Genomic DNA, 24,689 nt, shown 5'->3' on the forward strand with positions numbered 1-24,689 from the left:
GCCGTTCGAACGGCTGGGCGAGAGAGGTGCAAAAGGTAACGCCTTCTATCATCGCCTCAAGTCGGACTGTACAATGCGTGCAATTCGATTTCCGTCGTCTCCCGTGTTGGCCGTGTGATTTCACGGAGACGGGCACAAATACAGAGCAGTGATCCATGACCGAACGCGTAACGCCGCCGTCCTTGAAGCATATCCGCAACTTCTCAATCATCGCCCACATCGACCACGGCAAGTCCACGCTGGCTGACCGCATCATTCAGCTGTGTGAAGGCTTGAGTGACCGTGAGCTCAAGGAGCAGGTGCTTGACTCGATGGACATCGAGCGTGAGCGCGGCATCACCATCAAGGCCCAGTCGGTGACCCTCGACTACCACGCCGATGATGGCAATACCTATCAGCTGAACTTCATCGATACCCCGGGCCACGTCGACTTCTCCTATGAAGTCTCGCGCTCGCTGTATGCCTGTGAAGGGGCGCTGCTGGTGGTGGATGCCGGTCAGGGCGTCGAAGCCCAGTCGGTGGCCAACTGCTACACCGCCATCGAGCAGGGCCTCGAGGTGCTGCCGGTCCTCAACAAGATGGATCTGCCGCAGGCGGACCCGGAGAAGGTCTCCCAGGAGATCGAGGAGATCATCGGTCTGGACGCGACGGATGCCTGTCAGGTGTCGGCCAAGTCCGGCATGGGCATGGAAGCGCTGCTCGAGCGTCTGGTGCGTGACATTCCGCCGCCCAAGGGCGATCCGGAAGCGCCGCTGCAGGCGTTGATCATCGACTCCTGGTTCGACAACTACCTCGGCGTCGTCTCGCTGGTACGTATCTTCGACGGCACCCTGAAAAAGGGTGAGAAGATCCGCCTGAAGTCCACCGGCCGCGACTGGGAAACCGGCGCGATCGGTATCTTCACGCCCAAGCGCAAGGAAACCGGTGTGCTGCGTGCCGGCGAGGTGGGCTTCATCGTCGCCGGCATCAAGGACATCATGGGCGCGCCGGTGGGTGACACCATCGTGCACACCAAGACGGCCGACAAGGTCGAGCGTCTGCCGGGCTTCCAGAAGGTCAAGCCGCAGGTCTACGCCGGCATGTTCCCGATCAGCTCCGATGACTACGAGGACTTCCGTGACGCGCTGCAGAAACTGGCGCTCAACGATGCCTCGCTGGATTACGAGCCGGAGAACTCCGACGCACTGGGCTTCGGCTTCCGCGTCGGCTTCCTGGGCACCCTGCACATGGAGATCATCCAGGAGCGTCTGGAGCGCGAGTACAATCTCGACCTGCTGACGACTGCGCCGACGGTGATCTACGAGGTGCTGATGGACAACGGCGACGTGCTGCCGGTGTCCAACCCCTCGAAGCTTCCGGACATGGCCAACGTCGATGAACTGCGTGAGCCGATCTGCCGCGCCACCATCCTCGTGCCACAGGAATACGTCGGCAACGTCATCACCGAGTGCGTCAATCGTCGCGGCGTCCAGCTCGACATGCAGTTCCTGGGCAGCCAGATCCAGCTGGTCTACGAGCTGCCGATGGCCGAGGTCGTGATGGACTTCTTCGATCGCCTCAAGTCCATCTCCAAGGGCTATGCCTCTCTGGATTACAGCTTCGAGCGTTTCGAGGCGGCCAAGCTGGTACGTCTGGACGTGCTGATCAATGGCGATCGCGTCGATGCGCTGGCGGCCATCATCCACCGCGACCATGCTCACGGCCGTGGCCGACTGCTGGTCGAGAAGATGAAGGAACTGATTCCGCGTCAGATGTTCGACGTGGCGATCCAGGCGGCCGTCGGTGGCCAGGTCGTGGCACGCTCCACCGTGAAGGCGCTGCGCAAGAACGTGACCGCCAAGTGCTACGGCGGCGACGTCAGCCGCAAGAAGAAGCTGCTCGAGAAGCAGAAAGCGGGCAAGAAGCGCATGAAGCAGGTCGGCCGGGTGGAAATTCCCCAGGACGCCTTCCTTGCCGTGCTCAAGATGAACGACTGATGCAGGCCGCCGGCTGGCGGCCTGCCCCAAGACCCAGGGCAGACAGGGATGACGATGGATTTCTCGCTTGTATTGGTGATTGCCGTAGCGGTAGCCGGCGTGGTGTGGCTGATAGACCTGATTGCCCTGCGCGGTGCGCGCAAGGCGCGTCTGGCCAAGGCCGAGGCATCCGTCGAAGGGGAGCTGGACAGTGGTACGCGTGAGAAGCTGACGCGGGACCCGTGGCTGGTGGACTATGCCAAGTCGTTCTTTCCGGTACTGTTGCTGGTGCTGGTGGTGCGCTCATTCGCCTATGAGCCGTTCCAGATTCCCTCCGGCTCGATGCTGCCGACGCTCAAGATCGGCGACTTCATCCTGGTCAACAAGTATGACTATGGCCTGCGCCTGCCGGTGGTCGACACCAAGGTGCTGGAGGTCGGCGAGCCTGAGCGTGGTGACGTGATGGTGTTCCGTTTCCCGGAGGACCCGTCCACCAACTTCATCAAGCGCGTCGTCGGTCTGCCCGGTGACACCATTCGCTATGAGGGCAAGCAGCTCTACGTGAATGGTCAGGCGGTCAGCAAGACGCTCAATGCGCGCAACGTCAGTGAGCAGCCCGGCGAGAGTCTGCTGGATGAGACACTGGGGAAACACGCCCATCAAATCTACAATAACCCTCAGGACCCCGGCCCGCAGATGCGCGAGATCCGGGTGCCTGAAGGGCAGTACTTCGTGATGGGTGACAACCGCGACCATTCCAACGACAGCCGCTACTGGGGCTTCGTGCCGGAAGAGAACATCGTCGGCAAGGCGGTCGCGGTGTGGATGCACTGGAAGGACGGATTCCCGGACTTTTCCTCGGTACGCCTGATTCATTGATCAGTGCATTGACCGGGCCGCCGAGAGGCGGCCCGGTCGTGTCTGGCAGCGCCGCCCGGCGGCGTGCCAGTACCGCAAGGACGGATCTTTCGACATGGGACGATGCGTCGTGCCTGCCATGTCAACCTGCTGTTCATCATGTCGGACCCGAGGCCACGAGCCTGCGGGCAGCGCGGCTGACGAATATCGGATTGGGATGGTGGCGATCGGCAACTCCTCAAGCCGTGTAGGCTTCGGGCATCGCGAAGCATGTCGATGACGACAGGCATCAGCCGTCAAGACTGATGCACCATTCGACAGGACGCCTGCGGGCGTCAGCGACAAAAAGAGAGTAGGGAGACCTGTGAGTAGCCCGCTGAATGCCTTTGTAAAGCGTATCGGCCACACCTTCGAGGATGCCAGTCTGTTGGAACTGGCATTGACCCATCGAAGCTATGGTGGCCAGAACAATGAGCGGCTCGAGTTTCTTGGCGATTCCATCGTCAATTTCGTGATCGCCGAAGCGCTGTTCCTGCGCTTCCCCCAGGCCCGTGAGGGCCAGCTGTCACGCCTGCGTGCGCGTCTGGTCAAGGGCCAGACCCTGGCGGAGCTTGCCCGTGAGTTCAAGCTGGGCGAGAACCTGCGCCTGGGCTCCGGCGAGATGAAGAGCGGCGGTCATCGTCGCGAATCCATCCTGGCTGACGCCGTGGAAGCCGTGATCGGTGCCATCTATCTGGATGCTGGCATGCAGGTCGTGCGTGAACACGTGCTGCGCTGGTACGACAGCCGTCTTGAGGCGTTGAACCTTCAGGACACCCAGAAAGATCCCAAGACACGTCTGCAGGAATTCCTGCAATCGCGTCAGGCGGCCCTGCCGCGCTATGAGGTGACCAGCGTCGAAGGCGAAGCGCATTCGCAGACCTTCAGCGTCGATTGCCACGTCGAGATGATCGATACCAAGACCACAGGCGTCGGCTCCAGCCGTCGCCATGCTGAACAGCAGGCGGCCGAGTTCGCGCTGCAACTGCTCGAACCTGCCCGCGGAGGCCGCTCATGAGCCATACCCCAGAAGACAACGTCACCCCGAGCGGCGACGCCCCTGATGCCTCTATCGAGACGCACACCGGCAACGCCGATGCCCTCGAGGGCATGCTGGCGGCCGCCGGTGTCAGCGATCAGCCGCTGCCGGATACCCGCTGTGGCTTCGTCGCCATCGTCGGGCGCCCCAATGTCGGCAAGTCGACGCTGATGAACCACATCCTGGGCCAGAAGGTCTCGATCACCTCGCGTCGTCCGCAGACCACGCGTCACCAGGTGATGGGCATCCACACCGAGGACGGCACCCAGTGCGTCTTCGTCGATACCCCGGGGATCCACATCATGCAGCGCGATCGCAACAAGGCGATCAACCGCTTCATGAACCAGACCGCCACCCAGGCGCTGCGCGATGTGGACGCCGTGGTGTTCATCGTCGACCGCACCCGCTGGATGGAAGAAGACCAGATCGTGCTCGAGAAGCTGGCCCACGTGAAGGCGCCGGTGATTCTCGTCGTCAACAAGATCGACTGGCTGAAGGACAAGACCACTCTGGCCCCTTGGCTCCAGAGTCTGCAGGAGCGTCGTGACTTCGCGGCCATCATCCCGATGTCGGCCAAGAATGGCACCAACATCGACCTGCTGCTCGAGAACGTGATGGGGCGTCTGCCGCACGGCGAGCACATGTTCGCGGATGATCAGATCACCAACAAGAGCTCACGCTTCCTGGCCTCCGAGCTGGTGCGCGAGAAGGTGATGCGTCAGCTGGGTGACGAACTGCCGTACCAGATGACCGTCGAGATCGAGGAATTCAAGACCGATCAGCGCGGTACGCTGCACATCAGCGCGCTGATGATGGTCGAGCGTCAGGGCCAGAAGAAGATCCTGATCGGCGAGAATGGCGAGCGCATCAAGAACATCGGTCGCGAAGCGCGTCTCGAGATGGAGCGTGCCTTCGATGCCAAGGTGATGCTCAACCTGTGGGTCAAGGTCAAGCGTGGCTGGTCGGATGACGAGCGCGCGCTGAAAAGCCTGGGTTACACCCACGACAAGGACTGATGCTCCCCGCCCCCGTGGCGCGGCAGGCAAGACGACTGCCGCGCCACGGGTGGCCTCATCAGTCGAGCATCGCCTGATGCTCGGCGTTCGCCTCTGCCGGATGCCATCTTCCCTGTCCGCAAGCCCTCTCTGTCGTGAGCCTGTCCGATGACGCCGCAACCGGCCTTCCTGCTGCATCGCAAGCCGTATCGTGAAACCAGTGCCATCATCGAGTTGTTGACCCTCGAGCATGGTCGGGTGCGCGCGGTGGCACGCGGTGTCCAGCGTCCGGGCAGCAAGTCGCGGGCGCGACTGCAGCCGTTCACTCCCCTGCACGTCACCTGGCGCGGGGAAAGTGATCTCAAGACGCTCAACCTGATGGAGACCGGCGGCAGCGCCAGTCTGCTGGCGGGGGAAGGGCTTCTGTGTGGCTTCTATGCCAATGAGCTATTGACGCGCACCTTGCCGGTGGAAATGCCGGTACCGGAGCTGTTCGCGCTCTATTCGCTGACCCTGGATGACGTGGCGCTGCCTGCTCGTCGCGCCCCGGCGCTCAGGCGACTGGAATACACCCTGCTGGAAGCCCTTGAGCAATTGCCGCAGTTTCGTACGCTGGAGGATGCCCCTCTGATGCCCGACGTGCGCTACGACTATGTCGCCAGCGAGCGGCGTTTTCGCGCCCAACCCGAGGGGGCGGCAGGTATCGAGGGGCGTGCCTTGAAGCTGCTGGCCAGTGAGGACTGGGGGCACGCCGGCCTGTCGCGAGAGAGTCTGTGGCTGGCGCGGCGCGCCCTGGCGCCATTGCTGGGAGAGCGTCCGCTGCGCTCGCGTGAACTGATGCGTCAGCTGACCGCCCGGCGACGTGAAAGTCGTCAGACGGGATGATGCGGGCCTTGCCTGCAGGTCGTATCCTGTCGTCATGCAAGCTGTCTTCGTCATGGCACCTGTTGCCATGCCTATTTTCCATCTCCATCGCTAGGAGCTGATCATGCACCCGCTGCGTATCCTGCTCGGGGTCAATATTGACCACATCGCCACTCTGCGCCAGGCGCGTGGCACCCGTTATCCGGACCCGGTCCAGGCCGCGCTGGTCGCGGAGGAAGCCGGCGCCGATGGCATCACCGTGCACCTGCGTGAAGACCGTCGCCATATCCAGGAGCGCGACGTGCGTCTTCTGGCCGAGGTGCTCAATACGCGCATGAATCTCGAGATGGCCGTCAGTGGCGAGATGCTGGCGCTGGCCGAGGAAGTGCGTCCGGCCAATGTCTGCCTGGTGCCGGAGAAGCGCGAGGAACTGACCACCGAGGGTGGTCTGGATGTCGCCGGGGATCTGGAACGCATCCGCGCGGCCTGTGAGCGTCTCGCGGCGGCGGGCTGTGAAGTCTCGCTGTTCATCGACCCGGAGCCTGAGCAGATTCGTGCCGCCTTCGAGACCGGGGCGCCAGTCGTCGAGCTTCACACCGGTGCCTACGCGGATGCCAGCGGTGAAGCGGCGCGTGTCGAATTCGAGCGCATCGCGGCTGCAGCCGAGCTCGCCAACGAGCTGGGTCTGATTGTCAATGCCGGGCATGGTCTCAACTATCACAACGTCGAGGCCATCGCGGGCATCTCGGGGCTGAACGAGCTGAATATCGGTCACGCGATCATCGCGCGCGCCATGTTCGTCGGCCTCAAGGAGGCCGTCATCGAGATGAAGCGCCTGTGCATCGCAGGCCAGGAAGCGGGGCTGATGGCAGCGCTGGATGCGCACGACCATGACCATGAGCACGATGAGGATCATGAGCACGTGCAAGGGTCAGGCTGCTGCGGATGATCGTCGGGATAGGCACGGACATCGCGCGAATCGAGCGTTTCGAGGCCGGCATGGCACGTCACGGAGAGCGCTTCGCTCGGCGTCTGCTCGGAGCGCAGGAGCTGGCACGCTTCGCGGATCACCCCCAGCCGGCGGCTTTTCTGGCCAAGCGATTCGCGGCCAAGGAAGCCTTCGTCAAGGCGCTGGGCACCGGATTGCGCCAGGGCATGCGTTTCACCCAGATCCAGGTGGTGAACGATGCGTTGGGCAAGCCGTCCTTCGTGCTATCAGATGAGGCGGAAGCGCTGACCGCACGTGCCGGGATTCGTCATCTGCATCTGTCGATCAGTGATGAGCGTGATCAGGCCATCGCCTTCGTGGTGCTGGAGCGCTGAGCATCCGCTGACCGCTGACCGCTGACCGCTGACAAGTGCTGGACATGACAACGCCACCCTCGCCTTGCGGCCAGGGTGGCGTTGTCGTTGTCGGCAGTGGGATGGTGAGGAGGGGGCGGAAAAGGGAAGAGAAAAAGGGGTGGCGAAGAGCGGATGCCGTCATCAGTGCTCTCGACCAGCGCTCTCGCTCAGCGCTCGCGGTCCGAGGCGTCGGGGCGCGACTCTGCCAGGAGCGAGGTGGCTTCCTCGCTCTGTGCCCACTGGGCAAGGCTTGCGATGGCATCGAACAGCGCGGCGACATCGTCCTCCAGCTGATCCAGACCACTGACGCGCAGGCGTGTCTCCAGCGCCTCGACCAGCAGTGCCAGGCGCGGCACGCCACAGTAGCGGCAGGCACCATTCAGATAGTGCACCCCATCGAGCATGGCCTCGCCATCCTGTACCGCCCAGGCCCTGCGGATGGTGACCTCACTCTCCGGCAGACTCTTGATCAGCAGCCCCAGCATCTCCAGGGCCAGCGCCTTGCGCCCGCCGGCCATCTCGATGCCCAGTGCCATGTCGACGATGGGCAGTTCGCCATCCTGCTCGCTCAGTCCCTCGAATGCGGCGGGCATGGGAGGTGCACCCTCGGGGCGCTTGCCACGCTCGATACTGCCCGCGTCAGTGGCACTGGAGAGGGGGGGGAAGGCGGGGGCCGTGTCGTGTGGCGGGGTCTTCGGCACGCTGAGCGTGATGCCAAGGTGACGGCTCAGCATGTTGGCCAGCAGGTGCTCGTCGACCGGCTTGATGAGGTAGTCATCCATGCCCTCGGCCAGCAGCTCCCGGCGCTCGTGTGCCAGGGCGTGCGCGGTCAACGCGATGACGGGAAGGTGCTCATGGCGCATGCGCTGTTGATGGCGCAGAGCCTTGGTGGCTTCCAGGCCGTTCATGCCCGGCATCTGGATATCCATCAGTACCGCATCCACCGGCTGCTGCTGTGCCAGAGCCAACGCTTCCTCGCCACTCTGGGCGGCCAGGGTATCCAGTCCCATGTCGGTGAGCAGTTCCTCGGCCAGCAGGCGATTGGAGGGGTTGTCATCGACGACCATCACGCACTTGCGCGTCATGTTCGGCGTCTCCGCAGGCGTGGCAGCCTGAGGCAGCCCGTCAGGCATGGGGGAGGCAGGCGGCGCCTCGGGGGCCCGCGGCGATGCCGGCGAGCGCTCCGGGAGCGGAGCGGAAAGATCAGGCGTCAGCCGCCCGGCCGTGGTGCCATCCTCCAGCGGCGTGAAGGCCGGCAGCTCCTGAAGGCGTGGTGTGTCGCGCCGCGGTGAATGCAGCAGGTTGGCCAGCTTGTGGCGCATCTGCAGGCGTGTGACCGGCTTGCTGAGCAGTTCGTCGATCCCGTATTGCTGCAGGTCCTCGATATTGGCCGGCAGTGGTGCATTCAGCAGACACAGCACGCGACACGGCAGATGCTTGAGGCGCTGACTCCATTCCTCCAGCCGCTTCAGGTCACGGCTTTCCAGAGCGACTACCACGAGATCAGGCTGCTCCTCGATGCCGACGAGGTCCAGCGACCAGCGCGAGAGCAGGTAGCTCAGGGCGCGGCGCGTGGCCGGGTGTGGCTCGATGAGACAGATGCGCTGATGATCGAAGACGATCTCGCGCGGGCGCTCCTCGATGCTGCTGACGGCCACCGGCACGCTGAACAGGAAGGTGGAGCCATGTCCGGGCAGGCTTTCGACCTGGATCTCGCCACCCATCTGTTCCACCAGGCGTTTCGAGATCATCAGGCCCAGGCCGGTGCCGCCGAACTGGCGGGCGCGGGACGGGTCACCCTGGGAGAAGGCCTGGAACAGTCGGTTGCGTTGCGCACTGTCCATGCCGATGCCGGTATCGGCCACGGCAATCTTCAGGCGGGTACTGCTGCCGGATAGGTCATCCACCATCACGCGGACGATCACTTCGCCCTGTTCGGTGAACTTGACCGCATTGGCCACCAGATTGGTGACCACCTGCTTGATGCGCAGCGGGTCACCCTCGAAGCGTTGTGGCACGTCATCGTAGACCAGCCCCAGCAGGTGCAGATGCTTGCGATGCGCCTCCGGGGCGTGCATCGCCAGTACTTCCTCGATGAGCGGCTCGATGTCCATCTGGACCTTCTCGAGCTCGAGCTTGCCGGCCTCGATCTTGGAGAAGTCCAGGATGTCATTGATCAATGACATCAGCGAGGAGGAGGCGTTCTGCATGTGGCCCAGCCAGTCGCGCTGGCGGTTGTCCAGGTCACTGCGCCCCAGCAGGTTGCTGAAGCCGATGATGCCATTGAGCGGCGTGCGGATCTCATGGCTCATGTTGGCGAGGAATTCCGACTTGATGCGGTTGGCTTCCAGCGCCTTGCGGCGGGCCATGTCCAGTTCGATGTTCTTGATCTCGACGGTTTCCATCGACTCGTGCAGGTCACGCGTCGTCTGGTCGATCTGGTCCTGCATGTCTTCCCGCGCGCGCTTGAGCTGCTCGACGCTGAGATTGTAGTGCTCGGCCAGCTCGCTCATGTCGTCATTCCCCTGCACCGGCAGACGCTGGTGAGTCTCGCCGCGCGCGAGGCGGGTCATGGCTTCGCCAAGGTCATGGAAGGGCTGCAGCATGCGACGTGAGGCATGGTAGGCGAACAGCAGCAGTGCCAGTCCGAAGACCAGATTGGCCAGCCCATAGCCGACCAGCAGCTGATAGCGGTGCAGCACGATACGGGTATCGGAGGCCTCGAGAATCAGCCAGGAGATGCGGTCTCCGCGTCGTGCCTCCCGCCATGGGTCGATCACCGGTGTCACCAGCACCAGCGCGTCGGGGGCTTGCGGGTAGGCGTCGCTTTCCAGCAGCGAGCTTGTCTGTGGACGTTGGCTCGGCCCCATGTGAAGCAGGGTGCCACCCTCGGGGGTGCGCAGCGTCAACCCTCGCACGTCGCGTTGATCGATAAGCATCTGTGCCAGTTCATGCAGACGCTGGTCGTCGGCTTCCAGGGCGGCATTGGCAAGCCCGGGCATGATCGCCTGCACACTGGCCTGCAGACGCTGCATCATGGCGGTGCGTTCACGACTGATCTCACGATCCACCACATAGAGGCTGAACAGCAGGCTCGTGGCAAGCGGCAGCAGAAGCAACGCGAGCTGAAAGCGGGTTCTAAGCAGCATGGCAGTCCATCGCGACGGGGCAGCGAGCCAGAGACTCGGATGCCGCAGGAAGAGGAAAACAGGGTTGCAGCGCCGCACCTTCCGGAGGTGACGTGTCCGAGGGCCTGCGTGCAAGGCCCGCACAGCCGCCAGCGACGAGCGGCGTGCGAAAGCCAGGCTCAAGCATACCTTCCAGACTGCAGTGATGCGATGGTTCGCGCCCTGACAGGGAGGTGGCGGGAGCGATATACTGCGCACATCTTCTACACCCCCGACGTGGCCCCGATTGTCTCAGGTCTCGATGCTGCCTCCTGACGGTCAGCATCGGAGTATCCGGGCGCGTCCTTGGAGTCTGCCCCTCATGTCTCATGTCAGTGACCCCGCGGATCTTGCCGCGACTGAATTCCCCAGTCTTGCCGATGTCGTCGGCAATACGCCGTTGGTACGCCTGACGCGTATCACCGCCGGTCGCAACAACGTCTTGCTGGCCAAGCTGGAAGGCCACAATCCCGCGGGTTCCGTGAAGGATCGTCCGGCGCTTTCGATGTTCAATGAAGCCGAGGCTCGCGGCGAGATCCAGCCCGGTGACACCCTGGTGGAAGCCACCTCCGGCAACACCGGCATCGCGCTGGCGATGGTCGCGGCCATCAAGGGCTACCGCATGGTGCTGGTGATGCCCTCCACTGCCTCCAGCGAGCGCAAGCAGGCCATGGGCGCGTATGGCGCGACGCTGATCGAGGCAGACAACATGGAGCACGCGCGGGACATCGCCGATGGGATGATCGCGCGTGGCGAGGGCAAGGCCCTTGATCAGTTCGCCAATCAGGACAATCCCCTGGCGCACTACCGCACCACCGGACCGGAACTCTGGCAACAGACTCAGGGACGCATCACGCATTTCGTCTCCTCCATGGGCACGACCGGCACCATCATGGGCACCTCTCGCTATCTCAAGGAGCAGAATCCCGCCATCGAGATCGTGGGACTGCAACCGGCGGACGGCGCCAGCATCGCCGGCATCCGTCGTTGGCCCGAGGCCTATCTGCCGCGCATCTTCGATGCCTCGCGCATCGACCGCACCCTGGATATCGCTCAGCGGGACGCCGAAGTCTGCATGCGCCGTCTGGCGCGTGAGGAAGGCATTCTGGCGGGCGTGTCCTCCGGCGGCGCCCTGGCAGGGGCGCTCACGGTGGCGGAGCAGGTCGAGAACGCGGTGATCGTATTCATCGTCTGTGACCGTGGCGACCGCTATCTGTCGACCGGCCTCTACACCCACGGAGATGATCTCTGATGGCACTGCTCGGACAGAAACGCCCAGCGCGCAAACCGACGCGTCGTGAGAAGGAAGTGGCCAGTCGCGAGACGCGCAACGTCAGTGATGCCGACAGCCAATGGCTGACGGTGGAACGTCTGGCGCATGATGGGCGAGGCGTCGCGCATGACGAGAACGGCAAGACCCAGTTCATCGACCAGGCCTTGCCCGGTGAGCGGGTCACGCTGGCCATCCACCGAACCCACAAGCGCTTCAACGAGGCGCATGTGCGCTCGCGGGACAATGCTGCCGAGAGTCGCGTGACGCCGCCGTGTGCGCACTTCGGCACCTGTGGTGGTTGTGATCTCCAGCACATGGCATTGCCGGCCCAGCGCACCCACAAGGTGCAGGTGCTCAGTGAGCATGCACAGCGCAATGGCGTGGCGCTGGCGGATATCCAGCCACTGGGCGAGGACGAGCATCGTTATCGTCGGCGTGCACGCCTCGGGGTGCGCGTCACGGACAGCGGCGAGATCCAGCTGGGCTTCCGCGGCCGTGGCAGCAATCAGCTGGTGGATATCCAGGGCTGCAGCGTGCTGGTGCCGGCGCTGGATCGACTGATCACGCCGCTGCGCGAGCTGATCAATACGCTGGAAGCGCCCAAGCGTCTGGGGCATCTGGAGCTGACGGCCGCGGATGACCAGGTCATCCTGGTGATTCGACAGCTCAAGGCCGTGCCGCGTGATGCCGAGCGCTGGCAGGCCTTTGCCGAACAGCATGGGCTGGTGGTCGGCTGGCGAGTCGGGCGTGATCCGGTGGTGCTGGAATGGCTGGCCGGCACGCCGGACGCCGCCTACTCCGTGCGCGTCGGCGAGCGGACACTGCGTCTCGCCTTCTCGCCGGGTGACTTCGTGCAGGTCAATGCCGCGCTCAATCAGCGCCTGGTGGATACGGCGCTGGACTGGCTGGGCGACGTCAGTGGCCTTGCGGTCATGGACCTCTACGCCGGAGTCGGCAATCTCACGCTGGCCGTGGCGGCAGCGGGGGCCGCGAAGGTAACCGGCATCGAAGGCAGCCAAGGCATGGTGGATCAGCTGATCGCCAATGCCGAGCACAACGCGCTGCCCCAGGTGAGCGCTCGACGCGCCGACCTCAGTCGTGCGCTGCCATCACTCGAGGGTATCGACCTTCTGGTACTGGACCCGCCGCGCGATGGCGCTCAGCCTCTATGCGATGAGCTGGCACGTCACCTGCATGCCGGGAAGGTCTCCCATGCACCCGCACGGGTGCTGTACATCGCCTGTGACCCGACCACGTTGATGCGTGACGTGAAGATGCTCACCGACGCCGGCTATCGTGTCACGCGTGCGCTGATGGCGGACATGTTCGTTCACACGGCACATCTGGAATCGATGCTGCTGCTGGAGCGGATGGAAGACTGAGACGGCGCCCCCGGGCGCTGTCATCAAGATGGCAAGATATTCAAGGACATAGGGTCATGGTCAAGGTGCGCGAAGATCAGCCGCTGACCGATAGCGGTGGTGTGGACATCCCGGTGTGGGTCGCGCGACTGCGCGAGGAAGTCCCGTCGGTGAATGCCGAGGTCATGGTGCGAGCCTGTGAAGTCGCATTGAAGGTGGCGCGTGAGGCGGATGCGCGTGGCGACAAGCCCTGGCGTGAGCCGCTGGTCAGTTTCCGCTTCAGTCTCGAGATGGCGGATATCCTCTCGGAGCTGAAGCTCGACCAGCCTGCGCTGGTGGCGGCAGTGCTCTATCGCGCGGTGCGTGAGGGGCACCTGGGGCTTGAGGCCATCGACAAGCACTTCGGTGCCGAGGTGGCACGTCTGATCGAGGGCGTGCTCAACATGGCCGCCATCAGTCAGTTGCAGGCGCCCAGTCATGGCATGGCGCAGCACGATCAACAGGACAACCTGCGCAAGATGCTGGTGTCGATGATCGATGACGTGCGCATCGCGCTGATCAAGATCGCCGAGCGCACCGTCGCCCTGCGTCACGTCAAGGATGCGCCGCGCGAGAAGCGCATGCGGGTCGCCAATGAGGTCTTCGACATCTATGGTCCGCTGGCTCACCGTCTTGGCATCGGTCAGCTCAAGTGGGAGCTGGAGGATCTGTCCTTCCGCTACCGCGAGGAGACCGAATACAAGAACATCGCCAAGCAGCTGGCCGAGAAGCGTCTGGAGCGCGAGCATTATATCGCCGATCTGCTGGTCGAGATGCGCAGTCTGATGCGCGATCAGGGCATCAAGCACTTCGATGTCGCCGGCCGCGCCAAGCACATCTACTCCATCTGGCGGAAGATGAAGATCAAGCGCATCGCCTTCTCGCAGGTGTATGACGTGCGTGCGGTGCGGATTCTCGTCGGCACCGTCAGTGACTGCTATACGGCATTGGGCATCGTCCACTCGCGCTGGCACCACGTGCCTCACGAGTTCGATGACTACATCGCCAACCCGAAGAAGAATGGCTATCAGTCGCTGCACACCGCAGTGGTCGGGCCCAGCAACAAGGTCATCGAGATCCAGATCCGCACCTTCGACATGCACGAGGAGGCGGAGCTGGGCGTGTGTGCCCACTGGCGTTACAAGGGCCACGACGTCGGCCACAAGAGTCGCAGCTACGAGGACAAGATCGCCTGGTTGCGTCAGGTGCTCGAATGGCAGGACGAGGTCGGCGAGAGCGGGGGACAGGAGTCCATCCGTCAGGGCCTGAGTTCCGACGTGGCGCCTGATCGCATCTATGTCTTCACGCCGGAAGGGCACGTCATCGACCTGCCCAAGATCGCCACGCCCATCGACTTCGCCTATCGCGTGCACACCGAGGTGGGGCATCGCTGTCGTGGTGCCAAGGTTGACGGCCGTATCGTGCCGCTGACCTACAAGCTCAAGACCGGCCAGCAGGTCGAGATCCTGACGGCCACCAAGGGCGGGCCGAGTCGTGACTGGCTCAACCCCAACCTGGGCTATGTGCGCACCTCGCGCGCTCGCGCCAAGATCCAGACCTGGTTCAAGCTCCAGGCGCGGGATCAGAACGTCGACGAGGGCAAGGCGCTGCTCGAGAAGGAATTCTCGCGTCTGGCGCTGGAGAACCTTGATCGCGACAAGCTGGCCAACGCCGTCAACTATCCGACGCGTGATGACATGTACGCCGCCATTGGCGCGGGGGACCTGCGGGTCGGCCAGGTGCTGCATCAGGCGCAGCAGCTGTTCGGCGACACCGATGATCAGGAGCAGCTCGAGCGCCTGCTGCGTCAGCGCAAGCCGCAGGGCAAGGAGAAGCCGGACGCCGTCATGGTGCTGGGGGTCGGCAACCTGAAGACCACCATGGCCAACTGCTGCCATCCGGTGCCGGGGGATCAGATCGCTGGCTTCATCACCCAGGGGCGTGGCGTGACGGTGCATCGTCAGGACTGCCCGAACCTGATCCAGCTGCGCTCGGACGAGCCGCGGCGCATCGTCGATGTCGACTGGGGCCAGCGGTCACGCAGCCAGTATCCGGTGGATATCGAGATCCAGGCCTGGGACCGCTCGGGGCTCCTGCGCGATGTCACCAATGTGCTCAGTGGCGACAAGGTCAATGTGCTGTCGGTCAATACGCGCACCGACCAGCTCGACAACATCGCCACGCTCAGGATCACGCTGGAGGTCGAGAACCTCGATGTGCTGGGACGCGTGTTCGCACGTATCCAGCAGCTGCCCAACATCATCGACGTCAAGCGCCTGCGGGTCGGTGGCAACAAGTCATGAGTGCCGCAACTCCCCCCGGACGCCATGGCCTTGAGGACCTGCTGACCCTGATGGCCGTGCTGCGTGACCCGCAGTACGGCTGTCCGTGGGATCTGAAGCAGGACTACGCGAGCCTGGTGCCGCACACCCTGGAGGAGGCCTATGAAGTCGCCGACGTGATCGAGCGGGCCGCGGCAGATGCCGAGGTGCTCGACGAGCTGCCGGCGGAGCTGGGCGACCTGCTCTTTCAGGGCGTGTTCTACGCCCAGATCGCCAGCGAGCAGCAGCGTTTCGACTTCCATGACGTCATTCATGTGCTCACCGAGAAGATGCTGCGCCGCCATCCGCATGTCTTCCCGGATGGCACCCTGGCTTCGCGCCGTGAGGGCATCGCCACGCATGAGGTGGACACAGGGTCGCTGAATGCCCAGTGGGAGACCCTCAAGCAGCAGGAGTCCGGCGAGCCATCTGCCAGCCAGGCCGCTGACGTCAGCGTGCTGGATGGCGTGCCGCTGGGCCTGCCGGCGCTGACGCGGGCGGCCAAGCTCTCGAAGAAGGCCTCACGTTCGGGCTTTGACTGGCCGGACACTGCCGGTGTGCTGGACAAGATCCGCGAGGAACTCGGCGAGGTCGAGGAAGCGCTGGCCGAGGGCGATGAGGCCCATGCGCGTGAGGAGGTGGGGGATCTGCTGTTCGCGGTGGTCAATCTGGCGCGGACGCTCAAGGCGGACCCGGAACAGCAGCTGCGGGCGACCAATGCCCGTTTCGCGTCCCGGTTCCGTCATGTGGAAGCCGCGATTGCGGCAGAGGGGCGTTCGCTGAAGGAGGCCAGTCTCGCCGAGATGGATGCGCACTGGGATGAGGCCAAGCGCCGGGAGCGGGCGGCCAGTCAGTCCGAGAGCCTCGAGGATGGCTCGTCGAACGCGCGTGCGGTGACTCCGCTTGTCAGGTGATGTGATGCCGTCGTCGGGCGGCAGAAAGAAAATGTAGTAAGTTTACGCGATAGTCGGATTGTGGAGCCAAGGCCCGCGGTCGTATGCTGATGGTAAGCGATCAGGGCAAGTGCCTTGTCCTGCTTTCCGGTCTGCTGCGCCGCGGGCCTTTCGTTTGGGGCATGCGTCAGATCTCTGTGCCAGTCTCCGTGTCAGATGGCGCACGGCTTGCGACGGGCCGCGAGCCCGTCATGGATCTGTCAACTGAATGCCCCTGATGACAGGGGAAGATTCCCGCGGCGGCACCGTCACTCCCAAGGAGGGTTGCATGAGTCACGACCTGCATGAATCGTTGCGCGACAATGTGCGCATTCTCGGGGACAACCTCGGCCAGACCATCGCGGCCGATCTCGGCGATGACTTCGTCGAGCGTATCGAACGCATCCGCGCCCTGGCCAAGAAAGGCCAACAAGGCGACCTCGCGGCCCGTCGCGAGTTGATCGATTACCTGCGCGACCTTCCCGACAGCGATCTGCTGCCGGTCACCCGCGCCTTCAATCAGTTTCTGAATCTTTCCAACATCGCCGAGCAGCACTACCGCGGCCGCTTCAAGCGTGTCGAGGATTATCGTCCCGGCAGTCAGCCGGATCTGGGCGAGCTGATCACGCGTATCCGTGAGCGTGGCTTCAGTGCCCAGAAGATCGTCGAGGAGCTGTCGGCGATGCGCGTCGAGCTGGTGCTGACGGCCCACCCGACGGAAGTCATCCGCCGTACCCTGATCCAGAAGTACGATGCCATCGAAGGCTGCCTGACCCAGATGGAAGGTGCCTGTGATCGCCCGGAACAGGCGACGCTCGCGCGTGCACGCCTCTCTGAGCTGATCAGCCAGGCCTGGCATACCGACGAGATCCGTCACGAGCGCCCGACCCCGGTGGACGAGGCCAAGTGGGGCTTTGCCACCATCGAGAATTCGCTGTGGCAGGCGGTGCCTGACTTCCATCGTCAGCTGGACGAGATGACGCTGGAGGCGGCCGGCGAGCGTCTGCCGCTGGACGCCGCGCCGCTGCGCTTCGCCTCCTGGATGGGGGGCGACCGCGATGGCAACCCGAATGTCACCGCGCGGGTCACCCGCACCGTGCTGCTGCTGGGTCGCTGGATGGCGGCGGATCTCTACCTGCGGGATCTCGAGCAGCTCAAGTCCGAGCTCTCCATGTGGAAGTGCTCCGCAGCGCTGCGTGCCGAGGCCGGCGATGTGGCGGAACCTTACCGCGAGATCCTGCGGCGTCTGATCCTGCGCATGGAAAGCACCCGTGACTGGGCCAAGGCTGGCCTGGACGGCAAGCGTCACGAGGGGCTCGACATCATCGAGACGCGTGAGCAGCTCTATGCACCGCTGCTGGCCTGCTACCGCTCGCTGTGTGATGTGGGACTGGATACCATCGCCAATGGCGCCTTGCTCGACACGCTGCGCCGCGTGGCCTGTTTCGGCGTGACTCTTACCAAGCTCGACATCCGTCAGGAAAGTACGCGTCACGCTCAGGTGCTCGACGAGCTGACCCAGTCGCTGGGCATGGGCAGCTACTTCGAGTGGGATGAGCAGAAGCGCTGTGAATTCCTCGCCAGGGAGCTGGGCGGTCAGCGCCCCTTGATCCCGCGTCATTGGGAGTGCTCCACCGATACCCGCGAAGTGCTGGATACCTTCAAGGTCATCGCGCGTGAACACCGTGAGGCGCTGGGCACCTACATCATCTCGATGGCGGGCCAGGCCTCCGATGTATTGGCGGTGGCGCTGCTGATGAAGGAGGTGGGCGGTGATGTGCGCCTGCCCATCGCGCCGCTGTTCGAGACCCTGGACGACCTGGATCGCTCCGGCCCGGTCATCGACACGCTGCTGGGCATGCCGATCTATCGCAAGCACGCCGGCAATCGTCAGGAAGTGATGATCGGCTATTCCGACTCCGCCAAGGATGCCGGCCAGCTGGCGGCGGCCTGGGCACAGTATCGTGCTCAGGAGACGCTGGTGGATGTCACCAAGCGGCACGGCGTCGAACTGACGCTCTTCCATGGTCGTGGCGGCACGGTGGGTCGCGGGGGCGGTCCGGCACATGCGGCGATCCTCTCGCAGCCGCCGGGCTCGGTGACCGGTTCCCTGCGCGTGACCGAGCAGGGCGAGATGATCCGCTTCAAGTTCGGCCTGCCGGACATCGCCAGCCGCTCGATGGAGATCTATGTCTGCGCGGTCCTCGAGGCCAGCCTGCTGCCGCCGCCCGCCCCGCGTCAGGAATGGCGCGACGAGATGAATCGTCTCGCGGACGTCGCGCACAAGGCCTATGTCGGAGTGGTGCGCGAGGACCCGAACTTCGTGCCTTACTTCCGCTCGGTCACGCCGGAGACGGCACTGGCGCGCCTGCCGCTGGGGTCACGCCCGGCCAAGCGTCGTCAGGACGGAGGCGTCGAGACGCTGCGGGCGATCCCGTGGATCTTCGCCTGGACCCAGATTCGTCTGATGCTGCCGGCGTGGCTTGGCAGTGGCGAAGCCTTCGCCAATCGGCTCGAGGAAGAGGGTGGGCTGGAAATCCTGCGCGAGATGATGAACGACTGGCCGTTCTTCTCCACCTATGTCGACATGCTGGAGATGCTGCTGTCCAAGGCGGATCTCTCGACGGCGGCCTACTACGAGCAACGTCTGGTGGATGAGCCGGCGCTCAAGGAGCTGGGGCAGTCGCTGCGTGATCGTCTCGAGCGTCTGGAGAAGGTGGTGCTGGAGATCCGCGATCAACAGACGCTGCTGGAGCACATGCCGTTGATCCGTCAGGCCATCGATGTGCGCAACCCCTACATCGACCCGCTGCATGGCCTGCAGGCCGAGCTTCTGCAGCGCAACCGGGACGCCGATGGCGCCATCTCCGCCGAGCTGTCGCGCGCCCTGATGGTGACCATGGCCGGTATCTCGGCCGGTCTGCGCAACACCGGCTGAGGCGGCGGCTGACGATATCGCGTCGGCCAGTCTTGAGTCACTGCATGAAAAAGCCCCGACAGGCATGCCTGTCGGGGCTTTTCGTTGTCATGAAGCTAACGGCGAGGCTTGGTTACAGCAGGCCGCTGGCGCGCTCTCCTACCCATGGCATCAGGAAGCGTTCCCGCTGCCAGTCCTCATCCTGATTGAGCGCGACCAGGTGCAGCAGCTTGGTGAAGGCGGCCTCCAGTGTCATGTCATCACCGGACAGTACCCCGATGGTGGCAAGGCCCGCGCCTGCCGCATAGTGGCCGATGCTGACCGGGCCATGCGGACACTGGCTGATGCCGGCCAGCAGCTTGCCTTCGCCGCGCGCATCGGCCAGCACGCCCAGAAGCTCGGCGTCCGCCGGCAGATTGCCGCTGCCCCACAATTCCAACACCGCGCCCTTCACTTCGCTGCGCAGCAACTGCACTCGTACGCTCTCGGCGCTGATGCCGGGGTAGAGCGGCAGGCGGATGATGGCATCCTGGCCGAGGCAGGCGTAATCCGGCAATTCGAAGGCTGGCCCCTGGTCATCCATCAGGCGGCCTGGATAGACCACGACACGGTCATCGACCCACTCGCCCAGCAGGGGGGCATTGGGAGTGGTGAAGCCGCGGTGATCCTGGGTATACCACTTGCGGGTGCACACGCCGCGCAGCAGCTGACCGCCGAAGGCGACCACCACCTCATTGAGGGTCGGTTGGGCGGCGGCGGTGAGGGCCAGTTCGACATTGGCAAGAGCATCGCTGCCGTCGGCCTCCAATGGCAGCTGGGCACCACTGACGATCACCGGGCGGGCGGTGCCCTTGAGCTGGAAGGCGAGGCTTGACGCCGTCCAGGCGAGGGTGTCGGTGCCTTGCAGCACCACGAAGCCATCGAAACTGTCATAGGCATCGGCGATCTCGCCCGCGATCTGCTGCCAGTCAGCGGGCGTCGCCGAGGAGGAGTCGATCAGTTGCGGGAATTCGCGCAAGGTGAAGGCGGGCAGACGGCCACGACGGCTGGGCGGCAGATCCTCCAGCGCTGCTCGCAGACGCGCATCGAAGTCTCCGGCCGGCACCAGGCCCTGCTCGCTTTCGACCATGCCCAGCGTACCGCCGGTATACAGCACCAGGATGTGTGTCTCGGGAGTCATCGTATCCACCTGCCAGAAATGGGAAAGCCGGCATTGTAACGCATGCCGGCTGGCGGGTGAGACGTGCTGCCAAGGGGATGACCAGGTCAGCAGCGAGTGGGGAGGCGGCGGAAGGGCTAGCTGATGTTGCCACCGCCGATGCGCACATCCTGCTGATGGGTCATGGCGCTGATGCAAAGGACGCGCACGCCTTCCAGCAGGCTCTCCAGGCTCATGGTCGGCAGTCGGCCATCGAGGCTCTGCTCGGGGAGCGCCGGAATATGCACGAAGCCGGAGCGGATCGGACTGTGTGCCAGATGGCGTTGCACGCCGTAGAACAGGTGGTTGCAGACGAAGGTGCCGGCGGTATAGGAGACGCTGGCCGGCAGACCCGCTGCCTGAAGATCATTGACCATCGCCTTGATGGGCAGGGTGGTGAAGCAGGCATCGGGCCCTGCGACCTCGATGGGTTCATCCACCGGCTGGTGTCCGCCATTGTCCTTGATGCGGTAGTCATCCAGATTGATGGCGACGCGCTCCGGCGTGATGGCGCTGCGACCACTCGCCTGGCCCAGCATGATCACGGTATCGGGGGCGTGACGCTCGATGGCCTCCACCACGCTCTCGATCGCGGCGTAGCGAGTCACCGGCACGCGGCAGGTGCGTATCTCGACACTGTCCGATGAGCCATTCGGCAGGGCCAGGGTCTGACCCTCCAACTGCTCGATGATCTTGAGTGCCGGATTGACGCTGTCGTGGCCGAAGGGCTCGAAACCACAGAGAAGCAGACGGGACATGGGAGACTCCTTGACTGGCATCGATCACCGCAGGCCACTGCTGGCGGTGATCGATGCGCGGGTAAGCATGAGAACGAATCAGAAGGCCAGCAGCAGCATCAGGCTGATGTTGGCCATCAGCATCACCAGCGCCGGAATGATCTGGGCGCGGATGATGTGATAGCGATCATCCAGCTCCAGCAGCGCCGCCGGCACGATGTTGAAATTGGCGGCCATGGGCGTCATCAGCGTGCCGCAATAGCCCGACAGCATCCCCAGCACGCCGACGATGGCGGGATTGCCACCATGCAGGGCGATGACCAGCGGATAGCCGATCCCGGAGGTGATGACGGCGAAGGCGGCGAAGCCGTTGCCCATCAGCATGGTGAACACGGCCATGCCGACACAGTAGGCGATCACGCAGGCGATGAGACTGGTATCGGGAACCACGCTTGAGACCAGCCCCGCGATGGTCTGGCCGACACCGGCCTGATCGAACAGCAGACCGAGCGCGGCCAGGAACTGCGGCAGGATGGCGGCCCAGCCGATGGCATCCGCCAGGCGACGACCTTCCTGCATGCCGGTGCCGGGGCGCTCACGCAGCAGCAGCAGGGCAACGGCAAACGCCAGCACGGTCGCAAGCCCCAGCCCGACCAGTGCGCTCTGCCCGGTGGTGAGGGTGTAGAGGAAGGTGCCGATGGGAATCACCAGTGCCGGAATGAACAGCCGAGACCCCAGACGTTGGCGGCGCTGCTGGCGGGCTTCATCGCTGAGCTGTCCGTAATTGCCGAAGCCGAGCTGACCGGTGGCGGCCAGCAGCGCCATGGCGAGCATGGCGAGGCCGACCACGACATTGGGCAGCCACTGGCCGAAGGCCAGGCTGATCCCGAAGATCATCCAGAAGGCGCTGGTGCCAAGGCGACGCGGATGGTCGCGGTCGGTCAGGGTCAGGAGGGCAAACACCATGACGGCGAAGCCGGTGATCAGGTAAAGGGCATCGATACCGCTCATGAGTGGCTCTCCGTCACGGGAGTGGTGTAGCTGTCAGGGGCTGACGCGGAGGTTGGCTGCGAAGGGGCGGCGGGATACTCCTCGCGCAGCAGTCGATGCTCCTGCTGGATGCGCTTGTCCAGCCGGCGACACAGGATGAAGACCACGACCAGCGAGACGAGTGCGGTAGGAATGGCATAGAGCGCCATGTCCGCGAGACTGACGCTGGTGCCGCTCTTGTCCAGCACGCTCTTGATCAGCAGCAGGCCGCCCGACGCGACGAAGATCAGCTGACTGAAGAAGTTGCCGAAGTTCTCGCTGACGGCATTGAGTACCCGGATGCGCTGGCTCAGGGTCTTGAAGCGGGGGGAGGCCACGGCTTCCTCGGAGAGGTCGCGCTCGGCGGCACCGACCGACATCGGCGCGACCAGCGGACGGATCATCGCCGGGTGCCCACCCAGCTGCAGCCCGAAGGCGTTGGTCACCTTGCGCAGCAGCAGGTAGCTCAGGGTGATGCGGCCGGCACTGGCGGCACGCAGCTTCTGCACGAGATGCTCGGCCTGGTCACGCAGGCCATTGCGCTCCAGCAGGCCAATGACCGGCAGGGTGATGATGAAGAGTGACACGGCGCGGTTGTCGGTAAAGGCCTGGCCGAGGGCGCCGAGGATCTCGGTGGGCGTCATGCCGGCCACGAGTCCCGAGGCAAAGCCTGCCACCAGGACCACCAGCAGAGCGTTCAAGCGCAGTGCCAGACCGACCACGATGATGGCGACGCCGATCAATGACAACATGTGATATCTCCCGAGCCTGAGGAGGACAGTCTGTTGCGGGGGCAGGACATGGGCTTTCACCTCTGAGTGTGAGCTTGTTGTTGTGAAGTACGTGCCGCGAAGTAGGTACCGTGAAGTACGTTGTTTTACTACGCGAGTTCAGAGGGTAGGGTCAGGCAGGAATAATCCAAATGAGACATTCGGAATATATAAATTAATCGTAATTGTTAAATCGATAGAATCTATCACTTGGAGGTGCATGACAGATCTGGTCGATATCAGGCAGGCTGACATCAGCATGTCAGCGTGTGAATGCCGGAGCGGGACGCTCGCGTCAACAGGCCTCGCCGGGCGCACGCTCGAACATCACGTCAGCGCGTGCAACCGCTTGGGCAAAAGGGCGGGGCAGGGAAGAGATGAAGAATGCGCAGCATAGGACTCAGCCGTCGATGACCTCGGGGCTGCCATCATCGCGCAGACAGATGCGCTGACGTCTCCCGACCTTGAGACCCAGCGCTGCGGCGGCGATGAGAATCAGCGCGAACAGCGAGGCGATCACGTCAAGGTCATTGGTGAATTCAAGCAGTATGCCCACCGCCAGCGGGCCGAGCGCCGCCAGCATGTAGCCGGTGCCTTGCGCCATTCCCGACAGCGCCCCGGCCAGGCGAGCGTCGTTGCTGCGCAGTACCAGCAAGGTCAGCGCCATCGAGAAGCTGCCTCCTTGACCAAAGCCCAGCAGTACGGCGAACAGCCAGCGCAGTGACAGCGGGCCGACCATCAGGCCGAGCAAGCCGACCGCCGAACAGGCAAGCAGCAGCAGGATGGCGGGACGCTGATCCCGTCCCATGCGCCCGATCACCGGCGCCAGCAGGGCAGTGAGTACCTGGGCCATCACCGAGGCGGCCATCAGCCAGCCGGCCTCGACATCGCTCAAGCCACGTTGTTGCAACAGAAACGGAAGCCAGCCGAAGACGATATACGCCAGTGATGACTGGCAGCCCATGAAGAAGGTGATCTGTCGTGCCAGTGGCAGGTGCCACAGGCGTGGCGCGTCATGTTGGCCGGCCGGCAGGCGCCGAGGCCAGGGGTGCGGCATGCTCAGACGCCAGACCGGTAGGGCGATCACCACCAGCAATGCCCAGCAGCTCAAAGAGGCCTGCCAGCTGTCCAGCCAGTTGGCCAGCGGCACACTGAGCCCTGCGGCAAGGGCGGCGCCAAGGCATAGCGCCATGGTGTAGACACCGGTGAACAGGTCAGCGCGCTCGGGATGTTCGCGCTTGACGATGGCGGGCAACAGGGTGCCCGCGATACCGATACTGCCACCGCACAGCAAGGTCCCCAGATAGAGAAGGAGGGTCAGGTCGCTGGCACGCAGCCACAAGGCGATCCCCAGGGTGACAAGCGCCAGGCTCAAGGTACGCTCCGCCCCCAGTCGCCCCGCCAGGCGTGGTGCCAGTGGCGCGAACAGTCCCAGGCATATCACCGGCAGAGTCGTCAGCAGGCCGGCGGCCAGTGTGCTCAGGCCAAGGTCCTGCGTGATGCGATCCAGCAGGGGGGCCAGCGAGGACAGCGCCGGTCGTAGATTGAGGGCGACCAGTATCAGGATGAGCAGAAACAGCGGGACGGACATTCGGCGCATGAGGCAGGCCTATCCTGAAGTGAAGGAGAGTCATGAATACGCGGGCGGACAGGGGCAGTGAACCTCCTGAACGCTTGGACAGTTCTGCGAGAATACCGTCATCCTCCGGCACTGTCTTGCGGGTTCCGACCAATATGCAATACCCATGATGCAAGGCACGCCGTGCAATGAACGACCTGCCATTCACGATCTGGCATCCACAACGCAAGACGCCCAGCAGAGGCTGGGCGTCTTGTGAGATAAGGCGGGTT

At 64.0% G+C, this 24,689-nt stretch carries 18 protein-coding genes; 12 read left to right on the forward strand and 6 right to left on the reverse strand.

The annotated features are described in order from the left end of the window. The first annotated feature begins 155 nt into the window (after window positions 1-155). The 7 genes from lepA (at window position 156) to acpS (ending at window position 7,073) form a co-directional block, all read left to right on the forward strand. Window positions 156-1,976, forward strand: a complete 1,821-nt coding sequence (gene lepA / locus OW493_RS01410) for a translation elongation factor 4 (RefSeq protein ID WP_077372164.1) — start codon at window positions 156-158, stop codon at window positions 1,974-1,976. 54 nt (window positions 1,977-2,030) lie between these two features. Continuing rightward, window positions 2,031-2,834: a signal peptidase I gene (gene lepB, locus OW493_RS01415; RefSeq protein WP_077372167.1), complete on the forward strand. Its 804-nt coding sequence runs from the start codon at window positions 2,031-2,033 to the stop codon at window positions 2,832-2,834. A gap of 343 nt (window positions 2,835-3,177) precedes the next feature. Continuing rightward, on the forward strand, window positions 3,178-3,870 hold the full coding sequence (gene rnc / locus OW493_RS01420) for a ribonuclease III (RefSeq protein ID WP_077372170.1): 693 nt from the start codon (window positions 3,178-3,180) through the stop codon (window positions 3,868-3,870). Between the two features lie 92 nt (window positions 3,871-3,962). After that, window positions 3,963-4,907, forward strand: a complete 945-nt coding sequence (gene era / locus OW493_RS01425) for a GTPase Era (RefSeq protein WP_077373161.1) — start codon at window positions 3,963-3,965, stop codon at window positions 4,905-4,907. Between the two features lie 147 nt (window positions 4,908-5,054). Continuing rightward, a complete protein-coding gene (gene recO / locus OW493_RS01430) occupies window positions 5,055-5,771 on the forward strand; it encodes a DNA repair protein RecO (RefSeq protein WP_077372173.1) in 717 nt (238 codons plus the stop codon). 103 nt (window positions 5,772-5,874) lie between these two features. Continuing rightward, entirely contained in the window at window positions 5,875-6,699 is an 825-nt protein-coding gene (gene pdxJ / locus OW493_RS01435) for a pyridoxine 5'-phosphate synthase (RefSeq protein WP_289862953.1), read from the forward strand. Then, on the forward strand, window positions 6,696-7,073 hold the full coding sequence (gene acpS / locus OW493_RS01440; RefSeq protein WP_077372179.1) for a holo-ACP synthase: 378 nt from the start codon (window positions 6,696-6,698) through the stop codon (window positions 7,071-7,073). The genes pdxJ and acpS overlap by 4 nt, the downstream gene beginning before the upstream one ends. A gap of 188 nt (window positions 7,074-7,261) precedes the next feature. Here the strand turns inward: acpS and OW493_RS01445 are convergent, their stop codons facing one another. Next, window positions 7,262-10,243 (reverse strand): response regulator, encoded by a 2,982-nt coding sequence (locus tag OW493_RS01445; protein WP_289862955.1) that lies wholly within the window; start codon window positions 10,241-10,243, stop codon window positions 7,262-7,264. A 340-nt stretch (window positions 10,244-10,583) separates the two neighbouring features. Here OW493_RS01445 and cysM point away from each other — a divergent pair, with 340 nt between their 5' ends. The 5 genes from cysM to ppc all read left to right on the forward strand — a co-directional run bounded on the left by cysM (window position 10,584) and on the right by ppc (window position 19,125). Beyond that, complete coding sequence (cysM, locus tag OW493_RS01450) at window positions 10,584-11,513, forward strand: cysteine synthase CysM (protein ID WP_077372185.1); 930 nt, start codon at window positions 10,584-10,586, stop codon at window positions 11,511-11,513. Then, a complete protein-coding gene (gene rlmD / locus OW493_RS01455) occupies window positions 11,513-12,916 on the forward strand; it encodes a 23S rRNA (uracil(1939)-C(5))-methyltransferase RlmD (RefSeq protein ID WP_289862957.1) in 1,404 nt (467 codons plus the stop codon). The genes cysM and rlmD overlap by 1 nt, the downstream gene beginning before the upstream one ends. A gap of 56 nt (window positions 12,917-12,972) precedes the next feature. After that, on the forward strand, window positions 12,973-15,237 hold the full coding sequence (gene relA / locus OW493_RS01460) for a GTP diphosphokinase (protein WP_077372191.1): 2,265 nt from the start codon (window positions 12,973-12,975) through the stop codon (window positions 15,235-15,237). Then, window positions 15,234-16,169: a nucleoside triphosphate pyrophosphohydrolase gene (gene mazG / locus OW493_RS01465; RefSeq protein WP_289862960.1), complete on the forward strand. Its 936-nt coding sequence runs from the start codon at window positions 15,234-15,236 to the stop codon at window positions 16,167-16,169. Before relA ends, mazG begins: the two co-directional genes overlap by 4 nt. Window positions 16,170-16,476: 307 nt before the next feature. Then, window positions 16,477-19,125, forward strand: a complete 2,649-nt coding sequence (gene ppc, locus OW493_RS01470; RefSeq protein ID WP_077372197.1) for a phosphoenolpyruvate carboxylase — start codon at window positions 16,477-16,479, stop codon at window positions 19,123-19,125. 112 nt (window positions 19,126-19,237) lie between these two features. Here ppc and OW493_RS01475 read toward each other — a convergent pair whose 3' ends face one another. The 5 genes from OW493_RS01475 to OW493_RS01495 all read right to left on the reverse strand — a co-directional run bounded on the left by OW493_RS01475 (window position 19,238) and on the right by OW493_RS01495 (window position 24,438). Next, a complete protein-coding gene (locus tag OW493_RS01475; RefSeq protein ID WP_077372200.1) occupies window positions 19,238-20,284 on the reverse strand; it encodes an asparaginase in 1,047 nt (348 codons plus the stop codon). Between the two features lie 116 nt (window positions 20,285-20,400). Then, window positions 20,401-21,060 (reverse strand): pyroglutamyl-peptidase I, encoded by a 660-nt coding sequence (pcp, locus tag OW493_RS01480; RefSeq protein ID WP_136938240.1) that lies wholly within the window; start codon window positions 21,058-21,060, stop codon window positions 20,401-20,403. Between the two features lie 78 nt (window positions 21,061-21,138). Next, window positions 21,139-22,050 carry a DUF979 domain-containing protein gene (locus OW493_RS01485; protein WP_077372207.1) on the reverse strand — a complete coding sequence of 304 codons (912 nt, stop codon included), beginning with the start codon at window positions 22,048-22,050 and terminating at the stop codon, window positions 21,139-21,141. Next, window positions 22,047-22,820, reverse strand: a complete 774-nt coding sequence (locus tag OW493_RS01490; protein ID WP_176492965.1) for a DUF969 domain-containing protein — start codon at window positions 22,818-22,820, stop codon at window positions 22,047-22,049. The genes OW493_RS01485 and OW493_RS01490 overlap by 4 nt, the downstream gene beginning before the upstream one ends. A 418-nt stretch (window positions 22,821-23,238) precedes the next feature. After that, on the reverse strand, window positions 23,239-24,438 hold the full coding sequence (locus OW493_RS01495; RefSeq protein ID WP_176492966.1) for an MFS transporter: 1,200 nt from the start codon (window positions 24,436-24,438) through the stop codon (window positions 23,239-23,241). Between the last annotated feature and the right edge of the window lie 251 nt (window positions 24,439-24,689).

The organism is Cobetia sp. 14N.309.X.WAT.E.A4 (genome assembly GCF_030397495.1).
Classification (GTDB): Bacteria; Pseudomonadota; Gammaproteobacteria; order Pseudomonadales; family Halomonadaceae; genus Cobetia; species Cobetia marina.

Coding starts and splice junctions, on each gene's coding strand:
- lepA (WP_077372164.1), top strand. CDS start 156: ATGACCGAACGCGTAACGCCGCCGTCCTTGAAGCATATCCGCAACTTC.
- lepB (WP_077372167.1), top strand. CDS start 2,031: ATGGATTTCTCGCTTGTATTGGTGATTGCCGTAGCGGTAGCCGGCGTG.
- era (WP_077373161.1), top strand. CDS start 3,963: ATGCTGGCGGCCGCCGGTGTCAGCGATCAGCCGCTGCCGGATACCCGC.
- recO (WP_077372173.1), top strand. CDS start 5,055: ATGACGCCGCAACCGGCCTTCCTGCTGCATCGCAAGCCGTATCGTGAA.
- pdxJ (WP_289862953.1), top strand. CDS start 5,875: ATGCACCCGCTGCGTATCCTGCTCGGGGTCAATATTGACCACATCGCC.
- acpS (WP_077372179.1), top strand. CDS start 6,696: ATGATCGTCGGGATAGGCACGGACATCGCGCGAATCGAGCGTTTCGAG.
- OW493_RS01445 (WP_289862955.1), bottom strand. CDS start 10,243: ATGCTGCTTAGAACCCGCTTTCAGCTCGCGTTGCTTCTGCTGCCGCTT.
- cysM (WP_077372185.1), top strand. CDS start 10,584: ATGTCTCATGTCAGTGACCCCGCGGATCTTGCCGCGACTGAATTCCCC.
- rlmD (WP_289862957.1), top strand. CDS start 11,513: ATGGCACTGCTCGGACAGAAACGCCCAGCGCGCAAACCGACGCGTCGT.
- relA (WP_077372191.1), top strand. CDS start 12,973: ATGGTCAAGGTGCGCGAAGATCAGCCGCTGACCGATAGCGGTGGTGTG.
- mazG (WP_289862960.1), top strand. CDS start 15,234: ATGAGTGCCGCAACTCCCCCCGGACGCCATGGCCTTGAGGACCTGCTG.
- ppc (WP_077372197.1), top strand. CDS start 16,477: ATGAGTCACGACCTGCATGAATCGTTGCGCGACAATGTGCGCATTCTC.
- OW493_RS01475 (WP_077372200.1), bottom strand. CDS start 20,284: ATGACTCCCGAGACACACATCCTGGTGCTGTATACCGGCGGTACGCTG.
- pcp (WP_136938240.1), bottom strand. CDS start 21,060: ATGTCCCGTCTGCTTCTCTGTGGTTTCGAGCCCTTCGGCCACGACAGC.
- OW493_RS01485 (WP_077372207.1), bottom strand. CDS start 22,050: ATGAGCGGTATCGATGCCCTTTACCTGATCACCGGCTTCGCCGTCATG.
- OW493_RS01490 (WP_176492965.1), bottom strand. CDS start 22,820: ATGTTGTCATTGATCGGCGTCGCCATCATCGTGGTCGGTCTGGCACTG.
- OW493_RS01495 (WP_176492966.1), bottom strand. CDS start 24,438: ATGCGCCGAATGTCCGTCCCGCTGTTTCTGCTCATCCTGATACTGGTC.